Origin of the sequence: Paraburkholderia sp. EG304 (genome assembly GCF_046543485.1) — a bacterium.
Classification (GTDB): domain Bacteria; phylum Pseudomonadota; class Gammaproteobacteria; order Burkholderiales; family Burkholderiaceae; genus Paraburkholderia; species Paraburkholderia youngii.
This window is the reverse complement of record NZ_JBKGUA010000015.1, coordinates 1-12,702: the sequence shown is the minus strand read 5'-3', so window position 1 is coordinate 12,702 and position 12,702 is coordinate 1. Positions and strand designations below refer to the sequence as shown.

Here is a 12,702-nt window from a genome sequence, read left to right as displayed (position 1 = left end):
CGATGAAATCCCGTCTGCGCTACCTGAGCGCATTGCTCGTCAATCTCGCGTTGCCCTTGCTTGTCTACCGGCTCGCGTTTCCGCACTGGGGGCAAACGGGCGCGCTCGCCGCGTCGGCGTTGCCGCTGATCGCATGGATGACGGTGGATCTGCTGCGTTACCGGCATTTCGACGCGCTGAGCGCACTCGTGCTCGCGGGCGTGCTGCCAGCGCTTGCCACGAGCCTCGTATTCAGCGACGCGCGTCTGCTGTTGATCGAAGACCCGATGGTGTCGGGCTTTATCGGCATCGCGTTTCTCGCGTCGCTCACGCTGCGCAAGCCGATGGTGTTCTACCTGGCGCGCTCGACGATGTCGCGCGAAGATCATCGCAGCGTGGATTTGTTCGAGCGACATTGGCGTGATCGTCCGATGCTCGCCAGCTATATTCGCCTGATGACACTCGTGTGGGGGATCGGCATGATCGGCGAGAACATCGTGCGCAGTGCGATCGTGCTGCATTGGCCGAACGACCCGCGCTCGGCGCTCGCATCCACTGCGCTGCGTTATGGCGTGTACGTGGTGCTGACGGTGTGGACGATCCTGATTCGCCGGCGTATCAAGCGGGACGCGCAGCGCTATCCGGCGGATGAGCAGGCGGCGGGGAGTTCGGCGGCAAATGTGTGAATGACCGCGCCGGCGGTCCGTTCATGCCAACTCCAAAAATCTCCCCAAACAAGGATTCCGGTTCGCCGGCGACCGGGCGAGCACCTGCTCGATCAGCGGCGCGTCGGCAAGCGGGAGGAACACCACGCCCGCCAACTGCGCCTTGCGCATCGACGACGGCACCAGCGCGACACCCACGCCTTCGTCGACGAGACTCAGCACCGTCTGTTGCAACTGCACCTCGAAGCGGATGTCCGGCTCGAAGCCGCCCGAGCGGCAGTGTTCGAGAATCGTCGCGCGCAGGCTCGGCGCGACTTCTTCCGATGCGAGCACGAACGGCTCGCCCGCCAGCTGCGCAATCTTCAACCGCCGCGCCCGCGCGCGCGGATGGCTGCGCGATAGCGCGACGCACAGCGGCTCGCTGAGCACCGTGCGCGTCGTGAGTGAGTTGTCGAGCACGGTCGGGAACATGATCGCCGCGTCGATGTGCCCGGCGAGCAGTTGCGCGGCCAAATCGTTCGACACGACCTCGCGCAATTTCAGCTCGACCTGCGGATACGCGGCGCCGAACGCTCGCGCATAGCCAGGGACGACGCTGTAAGCGGAGCACATCGTGAAGCCGATTTCGAGCTTGTGACGCTGTCGGTGCTGCTGATGGTGATGGGGCATTAAAGCTGAGGGGTCGACAGTACGCCGGCTGCGCAGCAGATTTATCACACCAGAGGTGCGAGCGAATACGCATAGATGACCGTCGCAACCGCATTCGACGAATCGTGCAAACCGTTGCAACCTCGACCGCGACCACGAGGATCAGGTACCAAGCCAACCGCGTGTCCCAATCTATGAAACTTGCATGAATGCCGCGATGGCTGCGGCAGACAGCGGGGAGCGCCGCCCGTTTTCACCGCCCTCCTACGTGATCTCGTATCCGCCTTCGGCGGTTAGCGAACGAGAGGCCAAGCGCGGCTCGCGTCGTGCGTGGTAAATTCCAGCGTCGGCAAGACAACTCCAAGAACGTTCGGGTGCCCTGAACATCTTCGTCCGGTCCACCCGCCCCTGGCGTACAAGGTAGATCGATGATCGACGTGAGTCAGCGTATTGTCTGGCGGCGCCTCTACGTTGCGCTGTGCAGTTGCGTCGCGTTGGCCGGCTGCATGGTCGGCCCCGACTACCACGCGCCGCCCGCGCCGGCTACCGACACCTTCACCGCCCGGCCGCTGCCCGACCAGACTGCCTCCGCGCCCGGCCCCGCCGGCCTGCCGCAGCGTTTCGCGCCGGCCCAGGACATTCCCGCCGCATGGTGGACGCTGTTTCACTGCGAACCGCTCGACGCGCTGATCCGCGAGGCCATCGCCAATAGTCCAAACATGACCGCGGCCCAGGCCGCGTTGCGCCAGGCGCGCGAAAATTACACCGCGCAGGCAGGCGGCACCTTGCTGCCGAGCGTCGACGCGCAACTTAACGCCACGCGCGAAAAGATCAACGGCATCGCGTTCGGCGAGCCGGGCCTCGTCGAAGAATTCAATCTTTACAACGCGTCGGTCAACGTCTCGTACAAGCTCGACGTGTTCGGCGGCGCGCGGCGCGAACTCGAAGCGCTGCATGCGCAGATCGACTATCAGCGCTTCCAGCTACAGGCCGCCTATCTGACGATATCGGCCAACATCGTGACCGCAGCGGTCAAGGAAGCGTCCGTGCGCGCGCAGATCGACGCGACCGAGCGGATCGCCACCGAGGAAGAGCAGCAGCTGAACGTGCTCGACCAGCAACTCTCGCTCGGCGGCGTGAGCCGCGCGGCCGTGCTCGCGCAGGAAACGCTGCTCGCACAGACCCGCGCGACGCTGCCGCCGCTCTACCAGCAACTCGATCAGGCGCGCCATCAGCTTGCGGTGCTCGCCGGCAAGCTGCCGAGCGACACGGGCGTGCCCGAATTCACCCTCGACATGTTCTCGCTGCCCGACACGCTGCCCGTCAGTCTGCCGTCGTCGCTGGTGCGCCAGCGCCCCGACATCCTCGCCGCCGACGCCACACTGCATCAGGCGAGCGCGCAGGTCGGCGTCGCGACCGCGGCGATGTATCCGCAGATCACGCTGTCCGCGAGCTACGGCGCCGAGGCGCTGACGCCCGCGCAAGTGCTCAGGGCCGGCAGCACCATCTGGAGCATCGGCGCGGGCTTGCTGCAACCGGTCTTTCACGGTGGCCAGTTGAGCGCACAGAAGCGCGCGGCCGAGGCCGCCTACGAGCAGGCCGGCGCGCAATACCGCGAGACGGTGCTGCTTGCGTTCCAGAACGTCGCGGACACGCTGCGCGCGCTCGAACACGATGCGACCGGCCTGAAGGCGCAGACCGACGCGTCGCGCGCCGCGAGCGATTCGCTCGAACTGACGCGCGGGCAGTATCGCGTCGGCGGCGTGAGCTACCTCGCGCTGCTCGACGCGCAACGCCAGTATCAGCAGACCGTGGTCAGCCTCGCGCAGGCGCAGGCCGCGCGTTACGCAGACACGGCAGCGCTGTTCCAGGCGCTCGGCGGCGGCTGGTGGAATGGCGCGGCGCCCGAGTCGGCCGCCGCGCCCGCCGCCGCAACGCCACATTGACCGTGCCCTGACACAACCCTCAGCCCTCGCCCCAAGCCGAGCAAGGACATCACGATGGCCGAAAGAAAACCGATGACGAAGCGGATGGTGATCATGTTGATCTGCGTCGGCCTGCTGCTCGCCGCGCTGGTCGGCTTCAACCTGTTACGCGCGCACATGTTCGCGAAGTTCATGGCGGCCAACACCACGCCGCCCGCGACGGTGTCGGCGGTGGTGGTCCACTATCAGTCGTGGCAGCCGCAGCTCGCGGCGGTCGGCAGCCTGCGCGCGGTGCGCGGCGTCGACGTGACGACCGAAGTCGCCGGCCTCGTGCGCCAGGTCGCGTTCGTGTCGGGGCAGGAAGCGAAAGCCGGACAGATCCTCGTGCGACTCAATGACGACAGCGACGTCGCGCTGCTGCAATCGCTGCAGGCCGCGGCCGACCTCGCGCAGACGGTCTACGAGCGCGACCGCGCGCAGTACGACATCAAGGCAATCGCGAAAGCGCAGCTCGACGCCGATGCGGCGGACCTCAAGGGCAAGAAGGCCCAGGTCGCGCAGCAGCAGGCGCTCGTCGACAAGAAGACGATTCGCGCGCCGTTCGCGGGGCGCCTCGGCATCACGACGATCAATCCGGGCCAATACCTGAATCCGGGCGATACGATCGTCACGCTGCAAGCCATCGATCCGATCTACGCCGACTTCTCGGTGCCGCAACAGCAGCTCGGCCAGCTCGCGATCGGCGCGACCGTCAGCGTCGATACCAACGCGTACAGCGGACAAAGCTTCACCGGCAAGATCCAGTCGATGAGCCCGAAAGTCGACAGCGCGACACGCAACGTGCAGATCGAGGCAAGCGTCGACAATCGCGAGCGCAAGCTGCTGCCCGGCATGTACGCGAACGTGAAGATCGACTCGGGCGCCGAGGAGCGCCACCTGACGCTGCCGCAAACGGCGATTACCTACAACCCGTATGGCGCGACCGTGTTCATCGTGAAGCCCGGCACGCAGCCCAACGCGCAGGGCAAGACGCTGCCCGTCGCGCAGCAGGTGTTCGTGACGCCGGGCCCGACGCGCGGCGACCAGGTGGCGATTCTGAAGGGCGTCGACGATGGCACCCAGGTCGTGACGAGCGGCCAGCTCAAGCTGAAGAACGGCACGCCGCTGATCATCGACAACCGCGTCCAGCCGTCGGACAGTCCGAATCCGACGCCGCAGGAACAATAAGCGAGGCCGCCCGATCATGTTCACGGACATCTTCATCCGCCGGCCGGTACTCGCTTCGGTCGTGAGCCTGCTGATCCTCGTGCTCGGGCTGCGTGCGCTCGCGGTGCTGAAGGTCAGCCAGTATCCGCAGACCGAGAACGCGGTCGTCACGATCACGACGGCCTACTATGGCGCGAACCCGGACACCATCGCCGGCTTCATCACGCAGCCGCTCGAAGCGGCGATCGCGCAGGCGCAGGGTATCGACTACATGTCGTCGACGAGCATCACGGGCGTGTCGACTATCGTCGCGACGCTGCGCCTGAACTACGACGCGAACCGCGCGCTGACCGAGATCAACACGCAGATCGGCTCGGTGCGCAACCAGTTGCCGCCGCAGGCGCAGCAGCCGGTGCTGACGGTGCAGACCGGGCAGACCACCGACGCGATGTACATGGGCTTCTACAGCAGCGTGCTGCCGAGCAACAACGTCACCGACTACCTGTTGCGCGTGGTCAAGCCGAAGCTCGATTCGATCCAGGGCGTGCAGACCGCCGAAGTGCTCGGCGGGCGGCAGTTCGCGATGCGCGCGTGGCTCGATTCGGCGCGGCTCGCAGCGCACGGCGTGAGCGCGAGCGACGTGTTCACCGCGCTCGGCAACAACAACTATCTCGCGACGCTCGGCACGACGAAGGGGCAGATGGTCAGCGTCGACCTCGAAGCGGGCACGGACCTGCATACCGTCGACGATTTCAAGCAACTCGTCGTCAAGCAGAAGAACGGCTCGATCGTGCGTCTCAAGGATGTCGCGAACGTCGTGCTCGGCGCCGACAGCTACGACTTCAACGTCGCGTTCAGCGGCAAGCGCTCGGTGTTCATCGGTATCAAGGTCGCGCCGGACGCGAACATTCTCGATGTGGCCAAGCGCGTGAAAACCGTGTTCCCCGATCTGCAGAGGCAGTTCCCGACCGGCATGACGGGCGACATCGTGTATGACGCGACCGACTTCGTGAACACCGCGATCAGGGAAGTGATCAAGACGCTCGTCGAAGCGCTCGTGATCGTCACGGTCGTGATCTTCCTGTTTCTCGGCAGCTTCCGCGCGGTGATCGTGCCGTTGATCGCGATGCCGCTGTCGCTGATCGGCACGTTCTTCGTGATGCAGGCGCTCGGCTATTCGATCAATCTGCTGACGCTGCTCGCGCTGGTGCTCGCGATCGGGCTCGTCGTCGACGACGCGATCATCGTCGTCGAGAACGTCGACCGGCATATGAAGCACGAAGGCAAGACGCCGTTCCACGCCGCGCTGATCGCCGCGCGCGAACTCGGCGGCCCGATCGTCGCGATGACCGTCGTGCTGATCGCCGTATATGCGCCGATAGGCTTCCAGGGCGGGCTGACGGGGGCGCTCTTCACTGAGTTCGCGTTCACGCTCGCGGGTGCGGTGACAGTATCGGGCGTGATCGCCCTCACGTTGTCACCGATGATGTGTTCGCGCTTCTTTCGCGCCGAGCAGGAGTCCGGGCGATTCGCGCGTTTCGTCGACCGTCAGTTCGAGCGCGTGCATCGCGGCTACGGCCGCCTGTTGCACGCGACGCTCGATACCTGGCCCGTGTTCGTGATCATGGGCGCGCTGCTGCTGTGCGGCACCGTATATCTGTTCATGACCTCGAAGTCGGAACTTGCGCCGCAGGAAGATCAGGGCGTCGTGCTGTCGCAGATCATCGGGCCGCCGAACGCGACGATCCAGCAGATGCAGACGTACGCGGACCAGGTGTTCGACGCCTCGAAGTCGCTGCCCGAGTACTCGCAGATGTTCCAGCTGACGGGTTCGCCGACCATCAACCAGGGCATCGGCGGGGTGCTGTTCAAGACCTGGGATCAGCGCGGCAAGAATGCGACCGAGCTGCAACAGGAGTTGCAGCAGAAGTGGAATCAGATCGCGGGCGCACGCGTCGCGGCGTTCCAGTTTCCGCCGTTGCCGGGCTCGCAGGGCTTGCCGGTGCAGTTCGTGATCAGCACGACCGAGCCGTTCCAAAACCTCAACGAGGTGTCGCAAGCGGTGCTCGAAAAAGCGCGCGAGAGCGGGATGTTCTTCTTCGTCGATACCGATCTGAAAATCGACAAGCCGGAAGCGGTGCTCGTCGTCGATCGCGATAAGGTGGCCTCGCTCGGGCTGTCGCAAAGCGACGTCGGACAGGCGCTCGGTTCGGCGCTGGGTGGCGGCTACGTGAACTACTTCTCGATCGCGGGGCGTTCGTATAAGGTGATTCCGCAGGTGCTGCAGATCGATCGGCTCAATCCGTCGCAGGTGCTCGACTACTATCTGCGCACGCCGGACGGCAGCGTGATTCCGGCGTCGACGGTCGCGCATATCAAGCACAGCGTCGTGCCCGAATCGATCAATCACTTCCAGCAGCTGAACTCGGCGACGATCTCCGGCGTGACCGTGCCGGGCGTGTCGCAAGGCCAGGTGCTCGATTTTCTGCGCCAGGCGACCGCGCAGGTCGCGCCGGCCGGCTATTCGGCCGATTACTCGGGAGCGTCGCGCCAGTTCGTGCAGGAGTCGGGCGGCTTCGTCATTACGCTGCTGCTTGCAACGATCATAGTGTTCCTCGCGCTCGCTGCGCAATTCGAGAGCTTCCGCGATCCGATCGTGATCCTGATCTCGGTACCGATGGCGCTGTTCGGCGCGCTGATCTTCATCAACATCGGCCTGACGACGCTGAACATCTACACGCAGGTCGGCCTCGTCACGCTGATGGGGCTCGTCAGCAAGCACGGCATTCTGATCGTGCAGTTCGCCAACGAATTGCAGCGCGCGGGCCGCGGCAAGCGCGAAGCGGTCGAGGAAGCCGCCGGCGTGCGGCTGCGTCCGATCCTGATGACGACCGCCGCGATGGTGCTCGGCGTGGTGCCGCTCGTGATCGCGTCGGGCGCGGGCGCGGCGGGCCGCAACGCGATGGGGCTCGTGATTTTCACGGGCATGTCGATCGGCACGCTGTTCACGCTGTTCGTGGTGCCGGCGATGTATATGTTTCTGGCCGCCGATCATCAGCGGCATGCTCAGGCGCCGAAGGCAGGCGAGGCGGGTCAGGCGGGTCAAGGGGGTTAGCGACTGGTGGTTCGCGTACCCGGTGCGCGTTCATCACCTAGACTACGGTGCATTCGCTGCGCAACGCGGCGCAAGACCAACCAATCGGAGCCACGCACGATGAAAGCGATTCAGTTCAAATCTTTTGGCAGCCCCGAAGTGCTCGAATACGTCGATCTGCCGACGCCGCAAGCCGACGCGGAGCATGCGGTCGTGCGGGTGATGGCGGCCTCGGTCAATCCGAGCGACGTGAAGAACGTGGCCGGCCGTTTCGAACATACGGTGCTGCCGCGCATACCGGGGCGCGACTTCAGCGGCGTGGTCGTGGATGGCCCGGCCGCCTGGCGCGATGCCGAGGTGTGGGGCACCGGCGGCGACATCGGCTTCACGCGCGACGGCACGCACGCCGAGTACCTCAGCATTCCGGTCGCCGCGCTGTCGCGCAAGCCCGTTGCGTTGAGCCACGTCGAGGCGGCGGCGATCGGCGTGAACTTCGTGGTCGCGTGGCTCGGCACCGTCGAATACGCAAGCTTGCAGGCCGGCGAGACCGTCGCGGTGCTTGGCGCGGGCGGCGGTGTCGGCGGCGCGGTCGCGCAGATCGCGAAGGCACGCGGCGCGCGCGTGATCGCCGTCGATCGCCGGCCGCTCGATCTGGCCACGCCTGCGGGCCGCCTGATCGACGCCTACGTGCCGTTCGACGAACACGCAGCCGAACGTGTGCGCGAGTTGACCGGCGGCGCGGGCGCGGAGGTCGTCTACGACACGGTCGGCGGTGTCGCGTTCGAGACCGCGCTGAGTCTCGCGAAACGGCGCGGCCGCGTGCTCGAAATCAGCGCGACTGGCAAGCGTCGGGTCGAGTTCGATCTGATCGATTTCTATCACAACGAGACGCAATTGCTCGGCGTCGACAGCGCCAAGCTCGGCGTCGCGCAATCGGCGCCGCTGATGACGGCGCTGGTCGAGGGCTTCGACAGCGGCAAGCTGAGCGGCCCGGCGATAGCACAGGAATTTCCGCTCGCCCGTGCGCGCGAAGCCTACGACGCGGTCGCCGCCGGTACGCGCGGGCGCGTCGTGATCCGCATGCAATAACTGGCCTCCGACACGGGTCTCCGCAACCGGCTGGCGGCGACGCTGCATTGAAGCCGCGGCCTCAGGCCGCCCGCAACACGCTAAGATTGAGGCCGCCGGGCGCCCGCGCCGCCCGGCGAGAACGATAAAAGCATTGCCTCGGAGAATCTGATGTCTGATGAATATGAAGTGCACGGTCCGCACGACCACGCCGTCGAACACGCCGGCCACGCCGGGCATCACGACGCCGATCCGTTCGCGAGCCGGATGGCCGTGATGACCGCGATCCTCGCGACGATCGGCGCGCTGTGCGCGTACCAGAGCGGCAACGCCGAAAACCTCGCGCTGTTCTTCAAGAACGAAGCCGCGATCAAGAAGACCGAAGCGTCGAACCAGTGGAGCTATTACCAGGCGAAGGGCGAGAAGGAAAACCTCGCCGAACTCGGCGCGGCGCTGTCGGCGCCCAATAGCGACGCGCACGCGAAATTCGTCGCCGACGTCGAGAAATACAAGAAGCAGAAGGAGCCGATCCGCGCGAACGCCGAAGCGATCGAAAAACAGGTCGTCGCCGCCGACACGCGCAGCGAAACGCTGCTGCATGGCCATCATCGCTGGGCTCAGGCGACGCTGCTGATTCAGGTCGCGATTGCGCTGTGCGCGATCACGCTGCTCACGCGCAAGAACTGGCTTCGTAATGTGTCGTACCTCGTCGCGGGAGCGGGCGTCCTGACCGCGGGCGCGGCGTTTTTCGGGCTGTGAGCGAGATGCATCGGTTGCCTTCTTCGAGCCAGTGCTTTTCAACAGGGAGTGTGTCGTGATCGATGGGGCCGCCGTGGTCGGCGTGTTTTCCGTGTATATCGCGGGCGTGGTGAGTCCGGGCCCGAACTTCGTCGCGGTCGCGCACAAGGCCGCTTCGGCGACGCGCATCGAAGCGCTCGCGATGGTCGCCGGCATCGTGCTCGTCAATCTGTTCTGGGCAAGCTGCGCGATTCTCGGCGTCGGCATCGTGTTCGCCGCGTTCCCGTGGCTCGCCCTCGTGGTCAGGATCGTGGGCGCCTGCTATCTGCTGTGGTTCGGCGGGCGGCTGATCTTCAACGCGTCGGCGGCAAGGCAGGCGGTGCTCGTCAAGGCACCGGCGGGCGGCTTCAGGCAGGCGTTCGCGCAGGGTTTCGCGACCAACATCGCGAATCCGAAGTCGATGGCGTTCTTTGCCGCGGTGTTTTCGTCGGCCGCGCCCGCGCATGTGAGCACCGGCACGTTTGCCGCGATGCTCGGCATGGTGTTCGTCGTCGCGAGCAGTTGGTATGGGTTCGTCGCGCTGGCGTTGTCGCACGCGCGGATCGCGTCGGCGTATCGGCGCGGCAAGAGATGGGTCGATCGCGTGTGCGGCGGGTTGATCGTTGCGTTGGGGGTACGGCAGCTGATTCGTTGAGGCGGCACTCAGAGGTGCCGAAACTCAATGCGCAAGCCCGCGCGCACGCTCCAGCAACAGCTCGCGCTCGCGCGTGTTGCGCGTCATCGCCGCGGCGCGCTCGAACTCCGCGCGCGCTTCGTCGATGCGTCCGAGCTTGACCAGCAGATCGCCGCGCACACTCGGCAACCAGTGATAATTTGCGAGCGCTGGACCAGCGGCGAGCGCATCGACGATTTCGAGTCCGGCCGCCGGCCCGAACGCCATCCCCACCGCGACCGCGCGATTCAACTCCACGACCGGCGACGGCGCGACCTGCGCCAACGCATCGTAGAGCGCGACGATCTGCGCCCAGTCGGTGTCCTCGGCGCGGCGCGCCCGCGCATGACAGGCGGCGAGCGCCGCCTGCAACGCATAGGGCCCGCTTGCGCCGCCAAGCGCGTGTGCGCTGTCCAACGCCGCGAGGCCGCGGCGAATCAGCAGCGGGTCCCAGCGGCTGCGATCCTGATCGAGCAGCAGCACCGGCCGCCCGTGCGCATCGGTGCGCGCATGGGTGCGCGACGCCTGGATCTCCATCAGCGCAACCAGACCGTGGACCTCGCTTTCGTCGGGCACGAGTCCGCTCAACACGCGCCCGAGCCGCAGCGCCTCCTCGCATAGCGCCGGGCGCATCCAGTCGTCGCCGGCGGTGGCCGAATAACCTTCGTTGAAAATCAGGTAGATCACCTGCAGCACCGACGCGAGCCGCGCCGCGCGCGCGTCCGCCTGAGGCACCTCGAACGGCACGCGCGCCGCCGACAGCGTGCGCTTCGCGCGCACGATCCGCTGCGCGATGGTCGGCTCCGGCACGAGATACGCGCGCGCGATTTCGTCGGTGGTGAGGCCGCCGAGCAGGCGCAGCGTCAGCGCGACGCGCGCATCGGTCGACAGCACCGGATGGCACGCGGTGAAGATGAGCCGCAGCAGATCGTCGCCGATGTCGTCGGCGCGTGCGGCATCGAGTGCATCGACGAAATCGGGCACCACGTGCGCTTCGATCGCGTCGAGATCGTGGCCGAGCTCCTCGCGCTTGCGCGCATGCAGCGCTTCCTGGCGCAGGCGATCGAGCGCGCGGTTTTTCGCGGCCGTCATCAGCCAGGCTCCGGGGTTGTCGGGCACGCCCGCGTCCGGCCAATGCTCGAGCGCGGCCACCAGCGCGTCCTGCGCGAGTTCCTCGGCGAGCCCCACGTCGCGCACGATCCGCGCGACGTGAGCGATGACCTTCGCGGATTCGATCCGCCAGACAGCGTCGATCGCACGATGGGTGGCCTGTATCGTCACGGCTTCAGCCTTCACCTCAGCGGTGATCTTCTTCGAGCTTGCGAAAGCGCTCGACTTCCGGCCCCGCCTCGAAGTCGTCGAGTTCGAAAAGCTGCCGCACTTCGATTTCGCCATCGGCGTGTTCACCGAACGGCGCCGGGAAACGCCGCGCCCATTCCATCGCCTCGTCGCGCGAGCGCACCTGGATCAACGTGTAGCCAGCAATCAGCTCCTTGCTCTCCGCGAACGGCCCATCCACGACGCTCCGTTTGCCGCCGCTATAGCGCACGCGCCAGCCTTTCGAGCTCGGCTGCAGGCCGGTTGCGTCGAGCAGCACGCCGGCCTTCGCGAGTTCTTCGTGGTAGGCGCCCATCGCGGCGATCAGCGACGGTTCGGGCATCTCGCCGGCTTCACTCGCGGCCGTGGCTTTTACGATGATCATGAATCGCATGTCGTTGCTCCTTGTTTTTTGTGGTTCGTCGCGAGTGGATTCGCGTGAATCGCTTGAAGGGGCCACGCCGGCTAGCCCCTTACTCACACGACGCGCAACGTACGGTCCGATCGACACCTGCGGCGGTCCCGGCATGCCAGGGAAAACACCAAAAGCGGACGACGTGAGAGCCACGCGTGGCTAGATGAAGCACGGCCCGAGCTTGCGCACTTCGACCGTGCACCACGCCGCCGCCGGACAGGTTTGCGCGATCGCCACGGCCTCTTCACGGCTGCCGCAGTTCAGCAGAAAGAAGCCGCCGATCATCTCCTTCGCCTCGGCGAACGGCCCGTCGACGAGCTTCGACTGGCCATTGCGGACCTGCACGCGCACGGCGTCCTTTTGCGAAGTCAGCGATTCGACCGCGAGCAGCTTGCCGCGCGCTTTCAGGTTCTGGGAGAACCGCACCATCTGGTCATAGAGGTCGCGACCGGCGGCTTCGCCGCGCTCCTCGCGTTGGTCCGTGGGTTCGACGATCAGCAGCATGTAGGACATGGTGTCTCCGACAGGGCTCGGTTGCATGCGCGGTTCGGCATCGCGACGACGTCAGCGACGCCTGGCCTCGGCGGCATAGCGGGTAGGCCGGCAGGTAGATAGGTGGCAATCAGGCGCAGCCAGTCTAGCAAGCGGGAATCTCAGCGGCAAACGCGCCCGACGGGACTTCTACGGACACTCGTAACGAGCCACGCGGCGCGCTGCAGCCGGCCGTGCGCGAAACGTCGATGCCGCTTTCAAGCATTCTGCGGAATCGATTTACGTCCGCGCTGAATGTGAAAAACGCCCCGAGGTGGGTAATGCCGTTCAGTTAAGGTCTTTCCGAAGATATCGAACGGTATAGCGAGCAGGACGGGACTTGACGGCCCGGTCGCATTGTCGACCGGGCCGTTTTACGTTGATGAGCAGCTTGAGGTGTTCAC

The 12,702-nt window shown here is 65.9% G+C and carries 10 protein-coding genes and 1 pseudogene; 7 read left to right on the top strand and 4 right to left on the bottom strand.

The window, feature by feature from the left end; genetic code table 11:
- Positions 1-2 precede the first annotated feature (2 nt).
- Positions 3-665, top strand: a complete 663-nt coding sequence (locus tag ACLFKU_RS18985; RefSeq protein WP_410850107.1) for a VC0807 family protein — start codon at positions 3-5, stop codon at positions 663-665.
- Between the two features lie 21 nt (positions 666-686).
- Here the strand turns inward: ACLFKU_RS18985 and ACLFKU_RS18980 are convergent.
- A pseudogene (locus ACLFKU_RS18980) lies at positions 687-1,277 on the bottom strand (LysR family substrate-binding domain-containing protein); the annotation flags it as partial.
- Between the two features lie 443 nt (positions 1,278-1,720).
- Between ACLFKU_RS18980 and ACLFKU_RS18975 the strand changes: the two are divergent.
- The 6 genes from ACLFKU_RS18975 to ACLFKU_RS18950 all read left to right on the top strand — a co-directional run bounded on the left by ACLFKU_RS18975 (position 1,721) and on the right by ACLFKU_RS18950 (position 10,017).
- Positions 1,721-3,238 (top strand): efflux transporter outer membrane subunit, encoded by a 1,518-nt coding sequence (locus tag ACLFKU_RS18975; RefSeq protein ID WP_368583365.1) that lies wholly within the window; start codon positions 1,721-1,723, stop codon positions 3,236-3,238.
- A gap of 54 nt (positions 3,239-3,292) precedes the next feature.
- Entirely contained in the window at positions 3,293-4,444 is a 1,152-nt protein-coding gene (locus tag ACLFKU_RS18970) for an efflux RND transporter periplasmic adaptor subunit (protein ID WP_410850106.1), read from the top strand.
- 16 nt (positions 4,445-4,460) lie between these two features.
- On the top strand, positions 4,461-7,538 hold the full coding sequence (locus ACLFKU_RS18965) for an efflux RND transporter permease subunit (RefSeq protein ID WP_410850105.1): 3,078 nt from the start codon (positions 4,461-4,463) through the stop codon (positions 7,536-7,538).
- Positions 7,539-7,637: 99 nt separating this feature from the next.
- Positions 7,638-8,606 (top strand): quinone oxidoreductase family protein, encoded by a 969-nt coding sequence (locus tag ACLFKU_RS18960; RefSeq protein ID WP_410850104.1) that lies wholly within the window; start codon positions 7,638-7,640, stop codon positions 8,604-8,606.
- Between the two features lie 150 nt (positions 8,607-8,756).
- Positions 8,757-9,344, top strand: coding sequence for a DUF4337 domain-containing protein (locus tag ACLFKU_RS18955; RefSeq protein ID WP_410850103.1), 588 nt, complete (start codon positions 8,757-8,759; stop codon positions 9,342-9,344).
- A gap of 55 nt (positions 9,345-9,399) precedes the next feature.
- Positions 9,400-10,017: a LysE family translocator gene (locus tag ACLFKU_RS18950; RefSeq protein ID WP_410850102.1), complete on the top strand. Its 618-nt coding sequence runs from the start codon at positions 9,400-9,402 to the stop codon at positions 10,015-10,017.
- A 24-nt stretch (positions 10,018-10,041) separates the two neighbouring features.
- Here ACLFKU_RS18950 and ACLFKU_RS18945 read toward each other — a convergent pair whose 3' ends face one another.
- The 3 genes from ACLFKU_RS18945 to ACLFKU_RS18935 form a co-directional block, all read right to left on the bottom strand.
- Positions 10,042-11,316, bottom strand: coding sequence for an RNA polymerase sigma factor (locus ACLFKU_RS18945; protein ID WP_410850101.1), 1,275 nt, complete (start codon positions 11,314-11,316; stop codon positions 10,042-10,044).
- 16 nt (positions 11,317-11,332) lie between these two features.
- Positions 11,333-11,746, bottom strand: coding sequence for a YciI family protein (locus ACLFKU_RS18940; RefSeq protein ID WP_410850100.1), 414 nt, complete (start codon positions 11,744-11,746; stop codon positions 11,333-11,335).
- Positions 11,747-11,926: 180 nt separating this feature from the next.
- On the bottom strand, positions 11,927-12,280 hold the full coding sequence (locus tag ACLFKU_RS18935; RefSeq protein WP_410850099.1) for a YciI family protein: 354 nt from the start codon (positions 12,278-12,280) through the stop codon (positions 11,927-11,929).
- Positions 12,281-12,702 lie beyond the last annotated feature (422 nt).